The organism is Pseudoalteromonas sp. T1lg75 (assembly GCF_002964705.1).
In the GTDB taxonomy this organism is placed as follows: Bacteria; Pseudomonadota; Gammaproteobacteria; order Enterobacterales; family Alteromonadaceae; genus Pseudoalteromonas.
This window is the reverse complement of sequence record NZ_PQCD01000062.1, coordinates 60259-82726: the sequence shown is the minus strand read 5'-3', so window position 1 is coordinate 82726 and position 22468 is coordinate 60259. Positions and strand designations below refer to the sequence as shown.

The 22468-nt window shown below is 49.8% G+C and carries 18 protein-coding genes and 1 pseudogene; 10 read left to right on the top strand and 9 right to left on the bottom strand.

Annotated elements, in window-relative coordinates:
• The first annotated feature begins 6 nt into the window (after positions 1-6).
• The 4 genes from nqrE (at position 7) to nqrM (ending at position 3268) form a co-directional block, all read left to right on the top strand.
• Complete coding sequence (gene nqrE / locus C2M36_RS15480) at positions 7-615, top strand: NADH:ubiquinone reductase (Na(+)-transporting) subunit E (RefSeq protein ID WP_105188154.1); 609 nt, start codon at positions 7-9, stop codon at positions 613-615.
• A gap of 17 nt (positions 616-632) precedes the next feature.
• Positions 633-1859, top strand: a complete 1227-nt coding sequence (gene nqrF / locus C2M36_RS15475) for an NADH:ubiquinone reductase (Na(+)-transporting) subunit F (protein ID WP_105255672.1) — start codon at positions 633-635, stop codon at positions 1857-1859.
• 89 nt (positions 1860-1948) lie between these two features.
• A complete protein-coding gene (locus C2M36_RS15470) occupies positions 1949-2980 on the top strand; it encodes an FAD:protein FMN transferase (protein WP_442792669.1) in 1032 nt (343 codons plus the stop codon).
• 75 nt (positions 2981-3055) lie between these two features.
• Positions 3056-3268: a (Na+)-NQR maturation NqrM gene (gene nqrM / locus C2M36_RS15465; protein WP_105199703.1), complete on the top strand. Its 213-nt coding sequence runs from the start codon at positions 3056-3058 to the stop codon at positions 3266-3268.
• 63 nt (positions 3269-3331) lie between these two features.
• Here nqrM and C2M36_RS15460 read toward each other — a convergent pair whose 3' ends face one another.
• The 7 genes from C2M36_RS15460 to C2M36_RS15430 form a co-directional block, all read right to left on the bottom strand.
• Positions 3332-4489 carry a glutathionylspermidine synthase family protein gene (locus C2M36_RS15460; protein WP_105255670.1) on the bottom strand — a complete coding sequence of 386 codons (1158 nt, stop codon included), beginning with the start codon at positions 4487-4489 and terminating at the stop codon, positions 3332-3334.
• Positions 4490-5077, bottom strand: coding sequence for a DUF1190 domain-containing protein (locus tag C2M36_RS15455; RefSeq protein ID WP_105188149.1), 588 nt, complete (start codon positions 5075-5077; stop codon positions 4490-4492).
• A 12-nt stretch (positions 5078-5089) separates the two neighbouring features.
• Positions 5090-5494, bottom strand: a complete 405-nt coding sequence (locus tag C2M36_RS15450; RefSeq protein ID WP_105188148.1) for a DUF350 domain-containing protein — start codon at positions 5492-5494, stop codon at positions 5090-5092.
• Positions 5495-5519: 25 nt separating this feature from the next.
• Positions 5520-5888: a PilZ domain-containing protein gene (locus C2M36_RS15445; protein WP_105255669.1), complete on the bottom strand. Its 369-nt coding sequence runs from the start codon at positions 5886-5888 to the stop codon at positions 5520-5522.
• A gap of 111 nt (positions 5889-5999) precedes the next feature.
• On the bottom strand, positions 6000-7673 hold the full coding sequence (ettA, locus tag C2M36_RS15440; protein ID WP_105255668.1) for an energy-dependent translational throttle protein EttA: 1674 nt from the start codon (positions 7671-7673) through the stop codon (positions 6000-6002).
• A 203-nt stretch (positions 7674-7876) separates the two neighbouring features.
• A complete protein-coding gene (locus tag C2M36_RS15435) occupies positions 7877-9433 on the bottom strand; it encodes an FG-GAP repeat domain-containing protein (protein WP_105255667.1) in 1557 nt (518 codons plus the stop codon).
• A gap of 159 nt (positions 9434-9592) precedes the next feature.
• Positions 9593-11203, bottom strand: a complete 1611-nt coding sequence (locus C2M36_RS15430) for an MASE1 domain-containing protein (protein WP_105255666.1) — start codon at positions 11201-11203, stop codon at positions 9593-9595.
• Positions 11204-11432: 229 nt separating this feature from the next.
• Here C2M36_RS15430 and C2M36_RS15425 point away from each other — a divergent pair, with 229 nt between their 5' ends.
• Complete coding sequence (locus C2M36_RS15425; RefSeq protein WP_105255665.1) at positions 11433-12083, top strand: response regulator transcription factor; 651 nt, start codon at positions 11433-11435, stop codon at positions 12081-12083.
• A gap of 3 nt (positions 12084-12086) precedes the next feature.
• Here C2M36_RS15425 and C2M36_RS15420 read toward each other — a convergent pair whose 3' ends face one another.
• Positions 12087-12974 (bottom strand): DMT family transporter, encoded by an 888-nt coding sequence (locus C2M36_RS15420; RefSeq protein WP_105255664.1) that lies wholly within the window; start codon positions 12972-12974, stop codon positions 12087-12089.
• Positions 12975-13123: 149 nt separating this feature from the next.
• On the opposite strand from C2M36_RS15420, the gene C2M36_RS15415 reads away from it, so the two are divergent.
• The 5 genes and pseudogenes from C2M36_RS15415 to hrpB all read left to right on the top strand — a co-directional run bounded on the left by C2M36_RS15415 (position 13124) and on the right by hrpB (position 21436).
• Complete coding sequence (locus C2M36_RS15415; protein ID WP_105255663.1) at positions 13124-14071, top strand: homoserine O-succinyltransferase; 948 nt, start codon at positions 13124-13126, stop codon at positions 14069-14071.
• The gene (locus C2M36_RS15410) at positions 14061-15116 is read left to right on the top strand and encodes a homocysteine S-methyltransferase family protein (RefSeq protein WP_105255662.1); all 1056 of its coding nucleotides are present in this window, start codon (positions 14061-14063) and stop codon (positions 15114-15116) included. Before C2M36_RS15415 ends, C2M36_RS15410 begins: the two co-directional genes overlap by 11 nt.
• A gap of 13 nt (positions 15117-15129) precedes the next feature.
• Positions 15130-17753 (top strand): annotated as a pseudogene (gene metH / locus C2M36_RS15405) (methionine synthase).
• Positions 17754-17905: 152 nt separating this feature from the next.
• Complete coding sequence (locus C2M36_RS15400) at positions 17906-18937, top strand: GGDEF domain-containing protein (RefSeq protein ID WP_105255661.1); 1032 nt, start codon at positions 17906-17908, stop codon at positions 18935-18937.
• Positions 18938-19000: 63 nt separating this feature from the next.
• The gene (gene hrpB, locus C2M36_RS15395; RefSeq protein ID WP_105255876.1) at positions 19001-21436 is read left to right on the top strand and encodes an ATP-dependent helicase HrpB; all 2436 of its coding nucleotides are present in this window, start codon (positions 19001-19003) and stop codon (positions 21434-21436) included.
• Between the two features lie 412 nt (positions 21437-21848).
• Here the strand turns inward: hrpB and C2M36_RS15390 are convergent, their stop codons facing one another.
• A complete protein-coding gene (locus tag C2M36_RS15390) occupies positions 21849-22151 on the bottom strand; it encodes a hypothetical protein (protein WP_105255660.1) in 303 nt (100 codons plus the stop codon).
• Positions 22152-22468 lie beyond the last annotated feature (317 nt).

Here is a 22468-nt window from a genome sequence, read left to right as displayed (position 1 = left end):
CGAGTCGTGGAACAGTATCTTAACTTATTTGTTAAAGCGGTTTTCATTGAAAACCTTGCGCTTGCCTTCTTCTTGGGGATGTGTACTTTCCTAGCTGTATCTAAGAAAGTAAAAACCTCTCTAGGCCTAGGTATTGCGGTTATCTTCGTACTGGGTATTGCGGTACCGGTAAACCAAGTGGTTTATCATGCGGTATTGGCACCAGGCGCACTTGAGTGGTTAGGCTTCCCTGAAGCTGATTTAAGCTTCCTACGCTTCCTAACCTTCATCGGTGTTATTGCTGCCCTAGTACAAATCCTAGAGATGGCTCTGGATAAGTTCTTCCCGCCGCTATACAACGCGCTGGGCATCTTCCTACCATTGATCACGGTAAACTGTGCGATTTTCGGTGCAGTATCCTTCATGGTAGAGCGTAACTACAACTTCGGTGAGTCCGTGGTTTTCGGCCTGGGCTCAGGTGTAGGTTGGGCACTGGCAATCACATTGCTTGCTGGTATCCGTGAGAAGATGAAGTATTCAGACGTGCCAGACGGTCTACGTGGTCTAGGTATTACCTTTATCACCGTAGGTCTTATGGGTCTTGGCTTTATGTCATTCTCTGGTATTTCACTATAAGGTAGCGAGGAGAAATCATGCTTGAGGTATATTTAGGCGTAGGTGTATTCGTCGCTATCGTGGTTATCTTGGTTTTAGTTATTATCGCAGCTAAATCTAAGCTAGTACCCACAGGTGACGTCACCATCGGGATCAATGGCGATCCTGAGAAAGCAATTAAAACTTCACCGGGTAGCAAGCTACTTGGTGCACTAGCGGATGCCGGTATTTTCGTATCGTCTGCTTGTGGTGGCGGTGGCTCATGTGGCCAGTGTCGCGTAGATGTGAAATCGGGTGGTGGTGATATCCTACCGACCGAGCTTGACCACATCTCAAAAGGTGAGGCCCGTCATGGCTGTCGTCTTGCGTGTCAGGTTGCCGTTAAAGGCGACATGGAAATTGAACTTGAAGAGTCTATCTTCGGTATCAAGAAGTGGGAATGTTCTGTTATCTCTAACGATAACAAGGCAACCTTCATTAAAGAACTGAAACTAGCTATCCCTGAAGGTGAGGTTGTACCTTTCCGTGCCGGTGGTTACATTCAGATCGAAGCGCCTGCTCACCATGTTAAATACGCTGACTTCGATATTCCTGAAGAATATCGTGCAGACTGGGATCGCTTTGGCTTCTTTAACCTAGAGTCAAAAGTTGACGAAGAAACAATCCGTGCGTACTCAATGGCTAACTACCCAGAAGAGTTCGGCATCATCATGCTTAACGTACGTATTGCGACTCCGCCGCCAAACAACCTAAGCCTGCCTTGCGGTAAGATGTCTTCGTACATCTGGTCACTGAAAGAAGGCGACAAGGTAACAATTTCTGGTCCATTCGGTGAATTCTTCGCGAAAGACACAGACGCAGAAATGGTATTCGTAGGTGGTGGTGCAGGTATGGCACCTATGCGTTCACACATTTTCGACCAGCTTAAGCGTCTTAACTCTAAGCGTAAGATGAGCTTCTGGTACGGTGCACGTTCTAAGCGCGAAATGTTCTACGTAGAAGATTTCGACGGCCTAGCTGCTGAAAACGATAACTTCGTATGGCACGTAGCTCTTTCAGATCCTCAGCCTGAGGACAACTGGGAAGGTTACACCGGCTTTATCCACAACGTATTGTACGACAACTATCTGAAGGACCACGAAGCGCCTGAAGACTGTGAGTTCTACATGTGTGGACCACCGATGATGAATGCGGCCGTTATCAACATGCTTAAAGATTTAGGTGTTGAAGACGAGAACATCCTACTGGATGACTTCGGCGGCTAATTTAACGATGTATAGTCGTTAACATTAGGTATAAGGGCTTCCTAGCTAAGGTTAGGGAGCCTTTTCTTTTTCTCACGCGAGTATTGCAGATGAAACCTATTCTTCGTGTTATGACCCTGGTGTTTTTTGCCCTTACCCTGGGTTTACTAAGCGGCTGTGATAAGGCCGGTGAGCCCGAGCAGCAAGAGTTACTGCTGCACGGTAAAACCATGGGCACCACCTATAACATCAAGCTTTATGCCCCAGGCGAGCAGTTGGCGACCCTGAACCTGCATGGTGACATAGAGCAGGCCTTAAAAGCCGTAAACCAGTCCATGTCGACCTATATTCCCGACTCGGAAATCAACCAGTTTAATCGCCTGAAAGCCGGTGAGGTGATGGCCATCAGCCCCGACTTTCGCACCGTGACGGCCGAGTCAATTCGCTTGGGCTTCTCTACCAAGACCCTGGATGTGACCATGGGACCCTTGATTGATCTCTGGGGCTTTGGTCCGGATAAGCGCCCAACGCAGAGACCAACGCAAGCCGAACTCGATGCCATGATTGCCAATATCGGCGTCGATAAGCTGATTCTCAATGAGCAGGGCTTAGCTAAGTCGGTAGACGGCCTGGAGCTGAGTTTTTCGGCGACCGCTAAAGGCTTTGGTATCGATAAGGTGGCAGACTTACTTGAGCAGCAGGGCATCACCAACTACATGGTGGAGATTGGCGGCGAGATGCGTATAGCCGGGCAAAAACCCGGTAACAAGCCCTGGGTGATTGCCATTGAGCAGCCGGATGCGCCTAGGGGTGAACGCAAAATGCATCGCGCACTTGAATTAGGCTCTATAGGTGTGGCCACATCCGGTGATTATCGTATTTTCTACGAGATGGACGGTGAGGTATACACCCATCTGATCGACCCGCAAACCGGTATGCCAATCAAGCACGACCTGGTGTCTGTGACCGTGTTACACCCCAGCGCCATGACCGCCGACGGCCTGGCTACGGCGCTAACGGTAATGGGTACGGAGCGCGCTAAAGCCTATGCCGAGGCCAATAACTTACCCGTGTATTTGATCAGCAAAACACCGGAAGGTTTAAAAACCTATTCAAGTCCAGCGTTTAAGCCATATTTGTAGTCAGGTTAAAGCGGGCGTATAATAGCGCCCGTGGCTGACTCAGCCGTTGATTGTCATTTTTAAGGGGCACAGACAATGCAGCTATTTCTTCTTACCTTTGGTCTGCTTTTGATTATTATCGCGGCGATGGCGGTAGGTGTTATCGTTCAACGCAAATCAATGGCCAGCAGCTGTGGTGGCCTGGGCTCTGTAGGCATTGAAAAAGCCTGTGACTGCGACGACCCGTGCGACAAGCGTAAAAAGCGCATGGCCAAAGAGCAGGCCTGGAAAGAGAATCAGATTCTGTAACCAGAGTTAGAAAAACCGCTCAAGTAAGCGGTTTTTTTGTGTCTGCAATTTAGTCTGCAATGCTTAGCCCAAAATAATATGGGGTACAAAGCGCGAGGTGTCCTTGGTAATGGGGCCATTGTCCTCGCGGATCGTCAGGCCACAGCTTTTATGACCCACCACCCAGGAACCGATCAAGGTATGGTTGCCAGCAAACACGGGCAGGGGCGCTAAGGCCTGGGTAATAAAGCCCTCACCGCCGTAGCTGCCGCCTTGATGAACACGACCCCTACTGGGATGTACCCAGGTGATGTTTTCCCCCTCACGGCTGAATAAGGGTTTGCTGACATAGCCCTGCTCAAGCCCATCACCTTCCTCCCCGGCAAAATAGCTAGGCAGTAAATTGGGGTGGTCGGGGAACATTTGCCACAGCAGCGGCAAAATGGCCTTATTTGAGAGCACGGCCTTCCAGGGTGGCTCTACAAACAGGGTGTCCGAGCTTAACAGTTGGGGGCCGAATTCATCTAAAAACAGCTCCTCCCAGGGGTATAGCTTAAACAGCTGGGTGATTGGCGTGTCTTCGAGATCGGTGAGCTGGCCTTTGGCATCGATACCTATGTCTTCCACGGCCATCCTGACCGTCGGCATACCGGCTTGATAGGCACAGTCCTGTAGGTATGCCACCGTGCCCTTGTCCTCAATGGAGTCGCGGCTGTGGGCAAAGTGGATGGCATCTTGGCTACTAAAATGGTTGAAACGGTTGATCAGCGCTTCTTGAATACTATTGAACTGATCGGCACGCCTTGGCAACACGCCTCTGTCCACCTGTTGTTCCAGCCACAACCATTGGAAAAAGCCGGCTTCATAAATCGAGGTGGGGGTGTCGGCATTGTATTCCAGCAGTTTAGCCGGGCCTGTGCCGTGGTAACTAAAATCCATGCGGCCATAGAGGCTGGGTTCTTTATTGTGCCAGCTTGTGGCTATCAGATCCCAAAAACGCTCGGGCAGGGCGAATTTTTTTAACCAGTATTCGTCTCGAACCACCTTATCGACCAATTCCAGGCACATTTGCTCCAGTTCGTTGGTCGGGTCTTCCAGGTCGTTTTCAATTTGCTTCAGGGTAAATTGATAGTAGGCGCTTTCGTCCCAGTATTTTTCGCCATCGATATTACAGAACTCGAAGCCGAAGTAATCGGCCTGAGCGGCCAGGTCTGGCCGCTCAGTGATGGGTTGGCGAAACATCTAACCACCAAAGCTGCTGCGTGATGCGGCACGACGGCCAAAACCGCCGCGTGAGCGGGTCACAGATTTTGGCTTGCTGGTATAGTGGATCTTGGACTTTTTCACCATGGTGGTGCCGCGGTTATTAACCGAGCCGATATAGTCGTTGTTGGCGTTACGAAAACTGAAAAAGTCATCGCGGGAGCGATACAGGGGTTTGGCACCCGAGTAGTAACTGCCACCCAGGTAGGCGTATTTTTTACGCTTTTTCTTTTTCATCAGGTCGAGGCCTTCATCGACCGCTTCGGCCACCGCGGCTATCATAAAGCCGGCCATAATAGGCCGCCAGATACTGCCTTCCTGTTCGCATTGGTCAAAACCAAAGTCATTCTCGCAGAGGTTTTCGTTGACGTATTTGGGCGCTTCAATGGCGTGATTAGCTAGGGCTTCCTGGTACTGTGCCTGACACACGTCCTGTTCGACACCAAAGCTCATACAATCTTCGGCATCGTTAAAGAGCAAGGCCGATTCGTCCGGGTCGCCACAGCCACTGAGTCCTGCCGTGGCGCCAAGCATCAGGGTCAGTTTTAACTTATTAGTCCTTTTCATTATCACTGCTCCCTAGTAGGTAATACAAGCAGCGTTAAGGATCCCGGTCGCAAGTGACGCAATACCCAAAAAGGCACCGGCGCTCATATGGCCATCGGCAATTTTTTCCGACAGTTTAGGCATGTACAGGCGCACTAGGAAAAAGGTAATAAGTTGCATGACACCGGCAATGACACCCCAGATAGCGAAGTCAATAATGGATACCGAGTTCACTGCGGCACTGGCAACCGGTAGGGTAAAACCAATAAAGGCGCCGCTAAATGCGGTTGCGGCGGCGGCATTGTTTTCTTTCATTAAGGTCCACTCACAGTGGGGTGTGACCAAAGTGTATAAAAACAAAAACGCCAAAACTAAAAGGTAGCCAAGGCCAAAGTACATCAAAAAGGGAATAAACCCCTGCATGGATTCCATGATCATAATTGCTGCTCTCACTGAGTCTGTTTTATTGTTGTTCCACCGAGGCTAGCTGTACCAGCTCTCGGTGCAATAGCTTATCATCCCCGACGTTAAGTTCAATAAGACGTTTGAGATGAGCGGCGCTATCTAAGTCAATGAGGGTGCAGCGTAAACCTATATGCAGCTCCTCGATATGCGCGACTTCGGTATTCATCTGAATGTCGATATCGGTTTCGTCGAGAGTGAAGCTCAGTTGCAGGTTAGTTCCGGGGGTTGGGTTAAAGTTCTCTGGGTGGCTGATCAGGGCACCTTTAAGAGAGAGGTCGAGTAATTGGCAGTGGTACTGATGTTGATTGTCGGTAACTAGGGCTGGGCGGTGAAACAGCACCCGGGTAAAGTGGCGACGCTCGTGCATAAGCATTCCTAAAAAGCAGGGTATTTGTTCAGTTTAGCTGGCGCCGAGTAATTTTGTCTATGGGACCTAAGCACAAAAAGCCCCATTGCTGGGGCTTTTGCAATTGGTTAATTAACCAATTTTCTTATATTTAATACGCTTGGGCTGTGCCGCATCGGCGCCCAGCGTTTTCTTCAACCAGGCTTCGTACTCTGTGTAGTTGCCATCGAAGAAGTTGATCTGACCTTCGTCACGGTAATCCAGGATATGGGTGGCGATGCGGTCCAGGAACCAACGGTCGTGCGAAATTACCATCACACAGCCCGGGAATTCTAGAATCGCATTCTCCAGGGCGCGCAGAGTTTCTACGTCCAGGTCGTTGGTAGGCTCATCCAGTAGCAAGACGTTGCCGCCGGCCTTAAGCAGTTTGGCAAGGTGTAAACGGTTGCGCTCACCACCAGAGAGGTCTTTAACAAACTTCTGCTGGTCGTTGCCTTTGAAGTTAAAGCGACCCACATAGGCACGGCTTGGGAACTCGAAGTTACCCACTTTTAGCACGTCCTGGCCGTCGGCGATTTCTTGGAATACGGTCTTGGTTTCGTCCATATTGCCACGGAACTGATCCACGGTGGCCAGCTCCACGGTTTCACCGATAGTGATTTCACCGCTATCCGGCTGCTCTTCACCGCTTAGCATTTTGAACAGGGTCGATTTACCGGCACCGTTAGCACCGATAATGCCGACGATGGCACCCTTAGGCACGTTGAAATCCAGGTTGTCGATCAACTGGCGATCGCCAAAGCTCTTGTTCAGACCTTTAACCTCGATAACCTGATCGCCCAGGCGTGGACCCGGTGGAATAAACAGCTCGTTCGTTTCGTTACGCTTTTGGTAATCGCTTTGCTGTAGCTCGGCAAACTGGGCCATACGCGCCTTAGACTTGGCCTGACGACCTTTAGGGTTTGAACGCACCCACTCAAGCTCTTGAGCAATCGACTTCTGGCGTGCTTTTTCTGCCTTTTGCTCTTGTTGCAAACGGGCATCTTTTTGCTCTAGCCAAGATGAGTAGTTACCTTCCCATGGAATACCTTCACCACGGTCAAGCTCAAGGATCCAACCGGCTACATTATCAAGGAAATAACGGTCGTGGGTTACCGCCACTACTGTGCCTTCGTAATCGTGTAGGAAGCGCTCCAACCAGGCTACCGATTCTGCATCCAGGTGGTTGGTCGGTTCGTCGAGAATAAGCATGTCTGGCTTTTCAAGTAGCAAACGGCAAATCGCTACACGGCGACGCTCACCACCGGAAAGGTGCTCAATTTTCGCATCCCACGCAGGTAAACGCAGGGCATCGGCGGCACGCTCCAGGGCGTTGTCCAGGTTGTGACCATCATGGGCCTGGATAATGGCTTCAAGTTCGCCTTGCTCTTTGGCCAGGGCGTCAAAGTCCGCGTCTTCCATGGCGTATTCGGCATATACTTCATCAAGGCGAGTCAGGGCGTTTTTAACTTCGCTTACCGCTTCTTCAATCACTTCACGCACTGTTTTGCTTTCATCAAGCACCGGTTCCTGCGGCAGGTAACCAATTTTCACGCCCGGTTGAGGGTGGGCCTCACCTTCAAAATCTTTATCAACGCCGGCCATGATGCGTAGCAGGGTAGATTTACCCGAGCCGTTTAGACCAAGTACGCCAATTTTTGCGCCAGGGAAAAAGTGCAGAGAAATGTCTTTTAGGATGGTGCGCTTGGGTGGCACAACCTTAGACACTCGACTCATCGAGAAAATAAACTTATCAGGTAAAACCATGAAAGGAACCTTTGCAATATGACTAAAATTATCAGCCGCTATTGTAGAGTCTCGGCTACGGAGCAGTCAACGCATAGGGCCTGATTTAGGGGGCCAGTATAGGTTTAAAATCCAGCTTGAAAACAGCGGAACTGAGTGATTGCTATGCCTGGTTTAGTACATACCCCAATCACTCCGATTCAAGTTAGAGTACTCGGGATAATTTACTCTAGCCACTTAAGACCTAGCCAATGGCTTGGTAACAGGTTATAGCCAATCGCTTTAGTGAACTCAGTTTGAGAAAAGTTACCGTCGGTTGTTTGAATAAATACAAACTCTTTGGTTACGTCGTTTATGGGGGTGTGATTTTCATAGGTATAAAAGTCTTGAAGTCCATCACCATTTATATCTCTGACAGCAAAGCCTAAGCCTGCGACATTAATTTCATCGGCGGTGTCTTTCTCGCTGTGATGACTAAAAGCGTTTTTGAATTTGCCATCACAACTTCCTTCCCAAACTTGAAAGTGATGTTGGTATAAATAATCTGTTGTATAGCTAATAAAATCTAAGCACTGGTCATTGTTGTAGTTAATAATTTCCATGCCAACCGTGGCTACCGCCCAGGCTCCCCCAAATTCTGGATCATTGCCTGCTGGGTTAGCTATATTGGTGGGTATTAAACTGGTGTTCGCAGAATATGAAAATTCTGTCCCGTTACCTGCTAAAAACACATGTGAGTTGCCAACTTGATTGCCACCGCCATCTTGCAGATCATTGCCGCTATTGGCGCCCATGATAACGTCGTCAAAACCATCTTTATTAAAGTCACCGGCCACACACCAGGTAAAAGTAACCGCTGTTAAATCTTCTGGGTAGGCGTTGGGTTGCTCATTAAAATTGCCCTGCCCATCATTCAGCCAGAGGCGGGGAGCTTGTTGATAAACATTGACATCAAATATATCCACCGCTCCATCATTATTGAAATCAAGAGTGCATCCGCCATGCGTATAATCGGCTATATGATCAAATTGACCTGTGCTGATGAGATCACTGTTATCCGCTTGCAGCCAAATACTATTATTACCGCCAATTTCGTCGTTAGCGCCCCATTCGCGCCCATGGTTAGGAAGGTAAATATCGTCTAAGTTATCTTTATTGAAGTCACTAACTACAATGCGACGAGCAACCGCCGCAATATTTAATTCCTTGATAGTGTAGCCAGCTTTAGAATCGTAAATAAGGGCCGTAGCATTTTGGGAGGTGCCATTATTCATATCGCGGGTGATAATAATGTCCAAGTCACCATCACCCCCTAAATCGATATCGCCAAAATGATGCCATTCCAAATCTGGAATTGTTGATACTAGTTGAGATAGCTGCTCGTACGCTTCTTGCTGTGTTAAATCTATATCTCTTACCGACAGTGTCATTGATTTAGTTGTAGAAGCAATACCATCCGACACGCTCACTTCGAAGGTAAAGTTTGTGTCCTCATTAACTTCAGGTGCTATGAGTTGGAGTTCTGAACCTGTGACGGTATAAGTCAACTCATTGCCACTGGTTTGTGACCAAGTGTAGGTTAAGGCATCCCCATCGGCATCCGTTGCATCAGCCTTAATGCTCAGTGAAAGGCCCTCATCGGTGCTGATATCAGATAACCTAACCTTGGGAGCGGAGTTACTTGAGAGCGGAGGTGTTTCATTGTTGCTGCCGCCACCACCGCAGCCGCTGATCAGGGTGGAGAATAAACACAGGGAGGTGAGGAGCTTTAACTTAGGCATCAATTATTTCCTTGTAAACGATGTGACTCCACAAATGATAAGCGATTATTTAAGCTCATTATTTGAGAGGTCAGTAACAACTTTTTAACAGTCGCTAGTTTTACAAATCGATGTCTTTAAATTAAGGGGAAGACTTCCTAAAAAGACTAGGAAAACTTCTTAGGTAGCGGGAAGCTGTATTAGTAGGTGTGTGCCAGACCCTGAGCTATCTACTTGGAAACTTCCTTTTAGCGCCAAAGCTCTTTCTTCAATACCGAGCAAGCCAAAACCCCCATTGAACGCCTCCTTCCTCTTAGTTTCAAAGCCCTTGCCATCATCCTTTACCGAGAGTCGAAGCCGGTTTTGTTTAATAGATAAATCAACATAGACGTTATCTGCAGCGGCATGCTTGACTATGTTGTTAAAAGATTCCTGAATAATACGATAAATGGCAATTTTCTTATCTTCCGATAAGTTATCTAAGTCACTTGCAATATTTAAGTGGTAATTTATCCCGGCGCTATCAAGTAATTTAGTTAAGGACCTACCTTGTAAGGCTTTTTGCAAACCTAAATCATTGAGCTCTCGAGGGTGTAATAAAATGATCAGGTTGCGGGTAACGTTATACACCTTGTTCGATAGAGCGCGCAGATTGAGTGCAGACTGGAGTACTTTTTTATCCTTTGTGAGCTGCTCTAAGATGGTTATCTCCGTTCTTATCGCTGTTAAGGTTTGGCCAATATCGTCGTGTAATTCTGTTGATATTTTTTTACGCTCCAGCTCCTGGATCTCAACGACTTTTGTCGCGAGTAACTGGTTTTTCTTTGCTTGCTCTTTGTAGCGGGTATTTAATCTGTTAAGTGCTGAGTTTTGTTCCTGTAGCTTTGTATTTGCGCTTTTTTGTTGGGTGATTGCCGCGCCTAAAATGAGCGCCGTAAATGCAATGGTGATTAAATAGGCTTGGTTTTCAATGACCGAAATTGCTACATCTGTTCTCAGAGCGGTATACACAACTAAAATACACATAGCGAACACGCTTAAGGTGGCTCCCTTCCAGCCCCATTTATGAGATGCCGCTATCACGAAAGTCACCGAGAGTATTTTTATATAATATAAAGGTATTTGATTGATGTTTAAGATGGCCAACAAGGATAGAGCAAGCGAAAATGAAATCTTAAAGATCCCTTTGTTAGTGATTTTTAAGGAAGGCTTTTTTTTACCGTAGATCTCTACGAGCAAGATGCTCAGCGGCAAAATAAGCAGTACCCCAACAATATCGCCAAAGGCAAATGCAGTTGCGTTGAGCAGGTGCGTTTGAGTAAAGAGCTCAGTCTTAGGGATCGTCGCCAGCTCATTATGGTAAATCATGCTTGTGGTCAGTGTTACTGATGTCAGTGTAGCAGCGCAGATAGCACCCATAATTAACCCAAAGACCTGATGGGTTGTTTTTAATTCGGGCTTTCTATAAAGCTTTAAATAGAAGTGGGCGGCGCATAAATAAAATAACGCGGGGAAAGTAGTAGCAATGAAATTACTTAAGGCGGGTATTTCGCCGCGTTCATTAGTTATTAGGATGATAGCGGTCCATTCGCCAATAATAATAGCCAGCCAATATCTTTTTGGTGCGAATAAAAAAGCCGCAAAGCGATAGCCAGCCGGTAAAAACCAGCTGGCGGTATTGTCAATTACTGCGAAGCTCACCGGTAGGTACCAGGAGTGATACCAAAGCGAAGAGTAAGCGCCCGAGATAATAAAGAAAATACCCAAGTATCTATAACTTATTTTTTTCATTATTAATTGCACAATATTGAGCTTTGGGAGGTTATGGTGCTGGAGTTCATCCAGCTTAACCCATTCTTGGGTGTCTTTATAGAGGTTACGAACAGGTAATCTATTGGGTAAACCTCTTAAACTGGTGGCGTTAAGTTGTTTACGGACCCCTCCTTAGTGTCAATAAAATTGTGTCTCTAGATCAGATGCGTTTTAATGGTGCTCTGGTATAAAAGGATTGCTTACATTCATGATTAATATCGCTCTCATAGATGATCACTCCATTGTCAGGGAAGGCTTCAAGCGCTTACTCGAGCTCAATGATACACATACCGTAACACTAGAGGCCTCGAGCTTTCAGGCGGCAGAGCAGAAGCTACCTCTTAGTACATTTGATATTGCTATTTTAGATATATCACTTCCGGATAAGAATGGGCTAGGTCTAATCCCCCTGATAAAGCGGTGCTCTCCGGAGGCTAAAATTATCGTTGTGAGCATGTACGATAACGACCCCTACGTCAGTGAAGCAATTAATCTTGGTGCAAATGCGTATTTATCCAAGCAAAACGCATCCGATGAAATAATCACGGCGATAAGGCGTACGCTAAACGGCGATAGTTATTTAGGTCAGGATATTATTAAAAATATCTATTATAACTCTCATAGTGATTCGACCAGCAAAGTGCAGAAGCTGACACAAAGAGAAAGGGATGTTTTTAACCTTTTAGCCATTGGTTACTCGGTAAAGTTAATAGCAAAAAAGTTAAATGTAGCGGTTAAGACGGTCCATGCCCATAAAAGCAATATTTATGAAAAGCTACAAATCACAGAGTCATATGAGCTGCTGAGACTGGCGATTAAAAGCCATTCCATAAAATTTGAAGAATTGTTAAGGGAATAGGTATTAATTTGCCAGTAGAATGCCGACGCCGGCTAGAGCTAAAACGCCGCCGAGGATCATGTTTGCGCTCACCGGCTCACGTTTAAAAAAGCCGAAGGTCATCACCATTAACGGGGCGGTGGCAAAGAGGGTTTGGGCAATGGCTGGGTCGGTGTATTTTACCGAGGCTAATTGCAGCCACAGACCAATAAAGGTGCCGAAGAATACCGCTACTAACAACCAATGCTTCTTATCTATGCCTTTTAAGCGGATTGCCTGATACAGGTCCGAGTGTTTGATCAGCGCCACCACCAAAGCCACGGTGAGGGTGCCCGAGACAAGGCGTATCATTGCCGCCCACAAACTACTCATGGACTCGAGGTTCATTGCCCCTTTCGACATTACCATGCCGGTGGCCTGGCACAGCGCCGCCAGCAGCGCCAATGACACGCCGATAAAATAGTGACGCCTATCAAGGCTTGGTAAGGCGTGCTGTGGCTTAATGGCTATCACCACGCCGGCCGTGGTGACGATAATACCTGCCCAGGCCAAGGTTGACAGGTAGTGGCCTAATAAAAGGATATTGAGTATGCCCGCCAGTGCCGGGGCGAGCGACTCTATGACCAGGGTGCGCGCCGGACCAATATTGCGCAGCGCGCCAAAATACGCGCTGTCGCCGATGGCGATACCAATAATACCACCGGCGATAAGCCAACCCCAGGCGGCGACTTGCTGCGGGATCTGCCAATCTCCGGTGATAACAATGGCTGCCACCATCATCAGGGATGCAAGTAAGCCTTTACTGACATTGAGCTGTAAGGGCGACAGGTGATGGCTAAAGGTTTTGTAAAGCAGGGTGGAAAACGCCCAGACTACGGCGGCACTGATCGCTGCTATTTCTCCTAATCCCACCTTGGGCCCCTTTTATTTAGTTTGATGGGCGGCATTATGGCAAGGGAGGGAGTCGCTGTAAAATTTAAATGGACGTCTAAACATCTAGAGGTTGAAATTTCCATGACTCTAGTCATAATAGCTACTCTAGCTTTAGATTGGAGCCAATTATGCCTATTACGGTTCAGGATGCGTTGCCAGCGATTTCGCAATTACGCCAAGAAAATGTCTTTGTGATGCCGAAAAGTCGTGCCAGCACGCAGGAGATCAGGCCCATGCGTTTGGCCATATTGAACCTGATGCCGAATAAGGTAGAAACGGAAGTGCAGTTTATTCGCTTGCTGGCCAATACGCCTTTGCAGGTCAACGTGGACTTACTGCGTCTTGATACTCACAGATCCAGCGCCAACTCCGAGCAGCACCTGGACATGTTCTATCGCTATTTCAGCGATGTGAAAGACACTAACTATGATGCCGTGATCATCACCGGCGCGCCGCTGGCTCATCTAGAATACGATGAAGTGGGCTATTGGCAGGAATTACAGGAGTTTTTCGATTGGGCCGAGCATCATGTTACCTCCACCCTGTTCAGTTGTTGGGCCGCCCATGCCGGTTTATTCCATCATCATGGCCTTAAACGCGAACTCCAGGCCAACAAACTTTGCGGGGTGTTTGAGCACCAATGTTATTTCGATCACGGCGCGCTCACCCGCGGCTTTGACGATCGCTTTTTAGTGCCGCATTCCCGTTACGGTCATATCGATATCGATAAAATTGCCGAGTGCGAAGAGCTGGTAGTGCTTGCCGGTTCTGATGAAGTGGGTGCCTACTTACTTAAAAACCAAAGCGGCTCACAGGTCTACCTGACCGGGCACCCGGAATACGACGCCGATACCTTGCAAAAAGAGTATCAACGCGATGTCGACAAGGGTTTGGATGTGGATAAACCGAAAAACTATTTTCCCGAGGACAATCCGGCGCTAAAACCGTCGAAAACCTGGCAGAGCCATGCCTTCTTGTTATTTTCCAACTGGCTAAACTACTACGTGTATCAAACCACGCCCTATGATATTAATCTGGTGAGCCAGGATGTAAGGACCAATAATTATGCCGAATAAACGTCATGCCCTCGAAGCGGCGCTGAAGCAGCGCATTTTAATTCTTGATGGCGCCATGGGCACCATGATCCAAAAACATAAGTTTGAGGAAAACGACTACCGCGGCGAGCGCTTCAAAGACTGGCATGTGTTGGTCAAGGGCAATAATGATCTGCTCAGCCTGACGCAACCCGAGGTGATTGCGCAAATTCATCGCGAGTACCTCGAAGCCGGTGCCGATATTATTGAAACTAACACCTTTAATGCCACCACCATTTCCATGGAAGACTACGACATGGCGAGTCTAAGCCGCGAGATTAATCTCGAGTCGGCGCGCTTGGCCCGTAAGGTGGCCGATGAATTTACCGCCAGGGAGCCGCATAAGCCACGCTATGTGGCCGGTGTGCTTGGGCCCACGTCCAAGACCTGCTCCATCTCGCCGGATGTGAACGACCCCGGTTATCGTAATATCACCTTTGATCAGTTGGTTGAGGCCTATATCGAATCTACGTTAGCGTTGATGGAAGGCGGTGCCGACCTGATCTTGATCGAAACCATTTTTGATACCCTTAATGCCAAGGCGGCATCCTTTGCGGTGGAAGAAGCATTCGAGCAGGCCGGTACCAGTTTGCCGGTGATGATCTCCGGCACCATTACCGATGCTTCGGGCCGAACCCTGTCGGGACAAACCACCGAGGCCTTTTATAACTCCATTCGTCATATTAAGCCGCTTTCTATCGGCCTTAATTGCGCCCTGGGTCCGGATCTGCTGCGCCAATATGTGGAGGAGTTATCCACCGTATGCGAAACCTTCACCTCGGTGCACCCCAATGCCGGTTTGCCCAATGAGTTTGGCGAGTACGACCTGGAAGCCGAAGACATGGCCGAGGAGATCATCGACTGGGGCGAGCAGGGCTTTATTAATATTGTCGGTGGTTGCTGCGGTACCACGCCGGAGCATATTAAAGCCTTTAGCGAGGGCTTAAAAAATACCGCACCACGGGCGCTCCCCGAGCTGCCGGTGCGCATGCGTCTCAGTGGCCTTGAAGCCTGTAATCTGAATTAAGGGGCCAACAGCAATGACCAATACAGCCATTTTTACCAATGTCGGTGAACGTACCAATGTCACCGGCTCGGCGCGTTTTAAGCGCCTGATCATGGAAGAAGATTATGAAACCGCCCTGGATGTGGCCCGCGAGCAAGTAGAAAGCGGCGCTCAGGTGATCGACATCAACATGGATGAAGCCATGTTGGACTCCAAGGCGGCAATGGTGAAGTTTCTTAATCTGATCGCCTCGGAGCCGGATATCTCCAAGGTGCCGATCATGGTCGACTCCTCCAAATGGGAGGTGATTGAGGCGGGCCTCAAGTGTATTCAGGGTAAGGCGATTGTGAACTCCATTTCCCTCAAAGAAGGGGAAGAGCCGTTCCGCAAGCAGGCAAAAATTCTGAAACGCTTTGGCGCCGCCGTGGTGGTGATGGCCTTTGATGAAACCGGCCAGGCGGAAACCGCCGACCGTAAGTTTGCAATCTGCGAGCGCTCGTATCGCATTCTCGTCGATGAGCTCGGCTTTCCGCCGGAAGACATTATTTTCGACCCCAATATTTTCGCCGTGGCTACGGGTATCGAAGAGCATGATAACTATGCGGTGGAATTTATTGAGGGCACCCGCCGCATCAAAGAAAACCTGCCGCACTGTAAGGTGTCCGGCGGGGTGTCGAATGTGTCCTTCTCGTTTCGTGGTAACAACCCGGTGCGCGAGGCCATTCACTCGGTGTTCCTGTATCACGCCATTCAAGCGGGCATGGACATGGGCATAGTCAACGCCGGCCAGTTGGCGGTGTATGACGATATTCCCAAAGAGCTGCGTGATGCGGTTGAGGATGTGATCCTCAATAAAGATCCGGGGGCGGGCGAGCGCCTGGTTGAGCTGGCGCCCAAGTACTCGGGCATGGCGCAGGCGGAGAAGGTGGAAGACCTGGAGTGGCGTTCCTGGCCGGTGGAAAAGCGCCTGGAGCATGCGTTGGTTAAAGGCATCACAGACTACATCGAAGAAGACACCGAGACCTGTCGCCAGCAATTTGCCAAGCCTATCGAAGTGATCGAAGGGCCGCTGATGGACGGCATGAACGTGGTCGGTGACCTCTTTGGCGCCGGTAAGATGTTCCTGCCTCAGGTGGTCAAGTCGGCGCGGGTAATGAAACGGGCGGTGGCTTACCTCGACCCTTATATCGAGGCGGAAAAGCAAGCCGGTGAAACCAATGGTAAAATCATTATGGCCACGGTGAAGGGCGATGTGCACGACATAGGCAAAAACATCGTCGGCGTGGTGCTGCAATGTAATAACTATGAGGTGATAGACCTGGGCGTGATGGTGCCAGCGGAGAAGATTCTGCAAACCGCCATCGATGAAAACGCCGATATCATCGGTTTATCCGGCCTCATCACCCCGTCCCTTGACGAGATGGTGCACGTGGCCAAGGAAATGACCCGTCGCGGCTTTGAGATCCCGCTGCTGATTGGTGGTGCCACTACCTCTAAGGCCCACACGGCGGTGAAAATTGAGCCCCAATACGACAAGGGCGTGATCTATGTGAATAACGCCAGCCGCGCCGTGGGCGTGGCCTCCAACCTATTGAGCAAAACCGCCAAAACGGAGTTCTTGGCCAAAACCAAGGTCGAGTACGAGAAGGTGCGTGAGCAACAGGCGCGTAAAAAGCCGCGCTCCAAGCCCATTGGCTTGCAACAGGCGCGGGCCAATCATGCCAAGCTGGACTGGCAAAACTATGTGCCACCTGTTCCCAGTAAGCTGGGCGTGCAGGAGTTTCACGATGTGGCCATAGACACCCTGCGTCACTATATCGACTGGACGCCATTTTTTATGACCTGGTCGCTGGCGGGTAAGTATCCGCGCATTCTTAATGACGAGGTGGTGGGCGAGCAGGCGCAGTCGCTGTTTGCCGATGCCAATGCCATGCTCGATAAGTTTGCCCGTGAGCGCAGCATACAGCCAAAAGGCGTGATAGGTTTGTTCCCGGCCAACCGGGTTGGTGACGACATCGAAATTTACCGCGATGAATGCCGTACCGAGGTGCTGTTACGTTCGTGTCAGTTGCGTCAGCAAACCGAGAAAAAGGGCTTTGCCAACTACTGCCTGCTGACTATATCGCGCCGAAGGGCACGCCGGATTACTTTGGCGCCTTCGCCGTCACCGGCGGCCTGGAAGAAGACGCGCTGGCCGAAGCCTTCGATGCCCAAGGCGACGACTACAATAAGATCATGGTTAAGGCCGTGGCCGATCGCCTTGCCGAGGCCTTTGCCGAATATCTGCATGAGCAGGTGCGAAAGGTACATTGGGGCTACGCCACGGATGAAGCGCTCAGCAATGATGAGCTTATTCGCGAAAATTATCAGGGTATTCGCCCGGCGCCCGGTTATCCGGCCTGTCCGGAGCACACGGAAAAGTCCAAAATTTGGGATTTGTTGAACGTGGAAGAACGCATTGGCATGAAGCTGACTTCTTCTTACGCCATGTGGCCGGGTGCGGCTGTGTCGGGCTGGTATTTCAGCCATCCTGATTCCAAGTACTTCGCCGTGGCGGGCATTCAGCGCGACCAGGTTGAAGATTACGCCGCGCGTCAGGGCATGACACTGGAGGAAGCCCACAGATGGCTCGGGCCTAATCTGGGCTACGACTACTAGGATGATTCACAGCGAATAAACAAAGGCGGCTTAGGTCGCCTTTTTTATGCCTTCAATGCGCCCTGAACAAATATTAACAACCCAGAACTTGGGCATTAATGTTTTTATGATACAGTAAGTTATCGAATAACAGGGAAAAGTAGTACGGTTCAGTGAAAGATACCTTTAATGCCGCCGATGCCGATAAGGCCCATTTTTTACGTGTATTTGCCGCGATTGGCGCCTGTACCTCCTTGATCATGGCCATCAACAGTTACCTCGATGGCTACCTGCTTCTGAGCCTGCTGTTGGCCAGCGCCGTAGTCGTGTTTGCCTTGCCCTTTGTGATAAAAAAGCATGATGCCTTTATCTCGGTGCTGATGCTGTACTCCCTTTATGCGCTGATGTCATACCTGGTGGTGTCCGGAGGCAGCCATGGTACCGGACCGCTGTGGTTATTTATCGTCTCGCCGGTGACCTTTTTTATTCGCGGTTTAAAGCAAGGGGCGGTGGACCTTATTTTGTTGGGTGCGGTGGTGTTGCTGCTGTTTGTCTTTACGCCAAACCTGGGCCTGTACCAATACGAGAATTACCATTTTCCCGCGCGTGTGATGCTGTGTTTCGCCATTCTCTGTGTGCTGGCTGGTTTTTACGAGTACTACCGCAATAAATACAGCCGCGCTTTGATGCAGCAGTTGCAGATTAATGAACGACTGGCGCGCACCGATGCCATGACCGAGCTCAGTAACCGCCGTTATGCCCTGGAATGCCTGACTCAGTCCGGTTTCGGCGCCGGTGCCGTCTATATGCTGCTCGATGCCGATAATTTTAAGCAGATCAATGATGGCTATGGGCATCAGGTGGGCGATCAGGTGTTGCGCTTTATCGCCACGACTCTAAAGGAGCAGGCCGGGCCCGACGATATTGTCGCTCGTTGGGGCGGTGAAGAGTTTTTGCTGGTGGTGCATAATACCGCGGCGCGCAGTGCCAAACGGGTTGCCGCGCAGATAATGCAACATCTGCAGGACAACGCTCTGCACACAGAGGGCCACAGCTTGCATATGACCCTAAGCATAGGTGCTCACCAACGTCAGGTCGGTGAGAGCATAGATCATTGCCTGAATATTGCCGATAAGCGTTTATACCTGGCCAAAAGCAATGGTAAAAACCGGGTCGTATTCGACGACGATGTGGCTATCGATTAGGGTCGTGAAACCAAGTGGACAATGGCATACAATAGCCGCCATGAATCGCTCAGTGTGACCGTCGTGCTACCAATACAACAAAGCTACCCTCAGCTAATCGAACAACTCAGTACTCACCCCTTGTGTTTATTACAAGCGCCACCCGGTGCCGGTAAATCAACCTGGCTGCCGCTGCAATTGCTGCGCGATGGCCACTTTCAACGCATTATTATGCTTGAACCCAGGCGTTTAGCGGCGCGCAATATTGCTCAGTTTTTGGCATCGCAACAAAACGAGCGGGTGGGGCAAAGCGTGGGGTTGCGGTTGCGTCAGGAAACCAAGGTGAGTGCCGACACGCGCCTGGAAATCGTCACCGAAGGGGTGCTCACCCGCATGTTGCAAAGCGATCCCGAGTTAGCGGGCGTCGACCTGGTGATTTTCGATGAATTCCATGAGCGCTCCCTGGCCGCCGACACGGCCCTAGCCTTTGCCTTGGAAAGCCAGCTGTTAAGGGAAGACCTTAAAATTCTGATCATGTCGGCAACCCTGGATGGCGAGCGTTATCAGCAGTTTTTCGATTGTCCCATGGTGTCTGCCGAGGGACGCAGTTATCCCATCGACGAGGTCTATGAACCCCTGGCGCAAAGCGAGCGCTGGTTAGAGGCCATGGCGCCGCTGGTGAAGAAGGCGCTTAGCGAGCAAGAGGGCAGTGTGCTGGTGTTTTTACCCGGTCAGCGCGAGATCAACCGCGTGGGCGAGCAACTGGCGGATTTAGCGGCCGACACCGAGGTGCATAAGCTCTATGGTGAGCTGGATAAACAGGCGCAGCAAGAGGCCATAGCCCCGGCACCCGAGGGTAAGCGTAAGGTGGTGTTGACCACCAATGTGGCGGAAACCAGTTTAACCATAGACGGCATTCGCGTGGTGGTGGACAGCGGCAAACGTCGTGCCGCCGAGTTTAATTTAAAAACCGGGGTCACCGAGCTCAAAACCGTGAATATCTCCCGCTCCTCCGCCACCCAACGAGCCGGACGAGCGGGGCGCTTGCAACCCGGCGTGGTCTATCGCCTCGGTGCCAAAGAGCAGCTTGAACGCCGCGCCAGTCACGATGCGCCCGAGATGCTCACCAGTGATATCAGCCCCTTGTTACTCGAGGCCAAGCTGTGGGGGGCAAACATTGACGAGCTGCAACTGCTGGACCCGCCAACCCAGGCACAACAACAACAGGCGCAGGCCTTATTGCAGATGCTGGAGGTACTTGAGGGCGACAAATTATTGCCCCAGGCGCGCGCCATGCATGCCATGGGCACCGAACTGCGTTTTGCCCATCTTTTATATAAGGCCGAGAAGTTTGAATGTCAGTGGCCGGGTTTTTTGCAGCTGGCCGTCCATTTTGTCGCCTTGATGGAAGCGCGCATTAACACCGCCGCCGAGCTCAGCACCGCGCTCAATGCGCAGCTGCATCGACCTCATCCGGCATTTCGCCAGCAACTCAGGTATTGGCAGCAAAGGCTCAAGTTGGCACAGTGCCAATCCCTGCCTATGTCCTTATTGCCCCTGGTGGTGGCGCTGGCGTACCCGGATCGTCTGGCCAAGCGCCGTGGTCAGGGTATGCTGATGAGTAATGGCGCTGGAGTGCAGGCATCCGCTGAGCACTGGCTCGATGAAGAGTATCTGGCCATTGCCGAGGTCGGCGGCCAAGGCGGCCAGCGGATCTTTTCTGCCACCGCTTTTTGCCCCCAGCAATTACAAGAGCATTTACCGCATTTATTTAGCGAGCAACAGGTGTGTGAGTTTAACGACAAGACGGCGCAGTTCACCAATGAGACCCGCTTTAAGCTCGGCGCCATTACCCTGCGCAGTCAGCCCTCCTCGGTAGCCATTAGTCCGCAAATGAAGTGTCAGGCCTGGCTCGGGCAGGTGCAAAAGCAGGGCTGGGCCTTGTTTAAGCACCCACAATCACAGCAGTTGCGAACGCGCCTATTGCTGGCCGGGCAGTTGCTGGGCGCGCCTTTTACCTACAGCGACGAGCAGAGCTTATTGGCGGCGGCGCCTAGGTGGCTGGCCCCCTATCTGAGTGAGGTGCAGTCGCTGGCCCAACTGCAGCAACTCGATTATCGTCCCGCCTTACTGAGTTTGCTGGATTACCCGGCGCAACAGCAGCTCGAGCAGCTGTTACCGAGCAAGTTAACCGTGCCCTCCGGCGTCACCCATAGAATCCACTATCAACTTGATGGTCCGGCCAAGCTTAGCGTGCGTATGCAGGAAGTGTACGGCCTCACCGAAAGCCCCAAGCTGGCACAGGGCAAGTTGCCGATATTAATGGAGTTACTGTCGCCGGCACAGCGCCCACTGCAATTAACCCAGGATTTGGCGCAGTTCTGGCAGGGCAGTTATCGCGAGGTGCAAAAGGAGATGAAGGGGCGGTATCCGAAACACAACTGGGATTTGCCAGATGGACATGACATAGTGGATTCTAAAATTGACACGAGGAAAAAAAAGAAAAGTAGTAAGAGGTAGGCATTGATAACTTGGTTTTCATAAAATCGTTTATTTAATAATTTTTAAATAAGTGCACGAATCTGCATATGCTGCTAATAATATAGGTTGGTTCTTATTAGGCTTGAATTCGCTGGTTATTGAGTGAATAAAGTTGCTGTCATAGCAAGCCTTTGGTTTTCAGTACTGATTATTGGTATCGAGGGACCTTCTGTGAAAATGATTGAGTCTAAGGTAGGTTGGTTACCTTAAATTTTAATGTCGCGCTTAATGTAATCAGTGACACACTTACTTTCAGTACCTTACTTGCGAAAACGTGTGGTATTTTTACTACGCGTTGAGCCTATAGTTTGAGGTGTTCGTCGCTGCTGAGATGAATTGCAAGCGGTTTTCTAGATACTTAAGCAGTTCTTGGGAAGGACTCTATAGTCGATTATGGGAGCTTGTTATTCTTATTCAATACGAGCTTCTTAAAGTGGTAACCGCCTGGATAGATCATAAAAGGCTTTCCTGCCTCTTGAAGGTATCCTAAATTATAAAATTGTTCGATAACCTCTTTGTATATAAGAGGTAGCTTGTCGATGGGTGTATGGTCATAGTTACCCATCCCTGCATAGTAGCCGATATGGTATGAACCGTCCTCTTGAGAAATTAACAATATTGGAGTGGTTGCTTCTTTAGCGGCCCACAGTTTGACTTTAGAGATTATCTTATCTTGTGTCAGCTGCTGCTTCATCGTTAACCCTCACTAATTTCAAAAATACTAACACTAACCTAACATGAAATAGCTAATGTGCCGGGAAATAATATTTATCCCTCACCACTTATGTGAAATTATAAAGAGTTGCTCCCCCGTTCACACACATTACACGCACAGTTGTGGGCGACAGAGGGTAATTTCCCCGCTCACACACATTATTACGTACGGTTGTGGGTGCCAGAGGGTAATTTTCCCGTTCACGCACATTATTACGCACGGTTGTGGGCGCCAGAAGGTAATTTTTCTGCTCACACACATCACTCGCACAGTTGTGGGCGACAGAGGGTAATTTC

Excerpts from the sequence above, each read along its gene's own strand:
- C2M36_RS15445 (WP_105255669.1), bottom strand. The coding sequence starts at position 5,888 with ATGCACGAGCGTCGCCACTTTACCCGGGTGCTGTTTCACCGCCCAGCC.
- C2M36_RS15460 (WP_105255670.1), bottom strand. The coding sequence starts at position 4,489 with ATGTTTCGCCAACCCATCACTGAGCGGCCAGACCTGGCCGCTCAGGCC.
- C2M36_RS15430 (WP_105255666.1), bottom strand. The coding sequence starts at position 11,203 with ATGAAAAAAATAAGTTATAGATACTTGGGTATTTTCTTTATTATCTCG.
- C2M36_RS15425 (WP_105255665.1), top strand. The coding sequence starts at position 11,433 with ATGATTAATATCGCTCTCATAGATGATCACTCCATTGTCAGGGAAGGC.
- nqrF (WP_105255672.1), top strand. The coding sequence starts at position 633 with ATGCTTGAGGTATATTTAGGCGTAGGTGTATTCGTCGCTATCGTGGTT.
- C2M36_RS15415 (WP_105255663.1), top strand. The coding sequence starts at position 13,124 with ATGCCTATTACGGTTCAGGATGCGTTGCCAGCGATTTCGCAATTACGC.
- C2M36_RS15450 (WP_105188148.1), bottom strand. The coding sequence starts at position 5,494 with ATGATCATGGAATCCATGCAGGGGTTTATTCCCTTTTTGATGTACTTT.
- nqrM (WP_105199703.1), top strand. The coding sequence starts at position 3,056 with ATGCAGCTATTTCTTCTTACCTTTGGTCTGCTTTTGATTATTATCGCG.
- ettA (WP_105255668.1), bottom strand. The coding sequence starts at position 7,673 with ATGGTTTTACCTGATAAGTTTATTTTCTCGATGAGTCGAGTGTCTAAG.
- C2M36_RS15390 (WP_105255660.1), bottom strand. The coding sequence starts at position 22,151 with ATGAAGCAGCAGCTGACACAAGATAAGATAATCTCTAAAGTCAAACTG.
- C2M36_RS15470 (WP_442792669.1), top strand. The coding sequence starts at position 1,949 with ATGAAACCTATTCTTCGTGTTATGACCCTGGTGTTTTTTGCCCTTACC.
- C2M36_RS15455 (WP_105188149.1), bottom strand. The coding sequence starts at position 5,077 with ATGAAAAGGACTAATAAGTTAAAACTGACCCTGATGCTTGGCGCCACG.
- C2M36_RS15410 (WP_105255662.1), top strand. The coding sequence starts at position 14,061 with ATGCCGAATAAACGTCATGCCCTCGAAGCGGCGCTGAAGCAGCGCATT.
- C2M36_RS15435 (WP_105255667.1), bottom strand. The coding sequence starts at position 9,433 with ATGCCTAAGTTAAAGCTCCTCACCTCCCTGTGTTTATTCTCCACCCTG.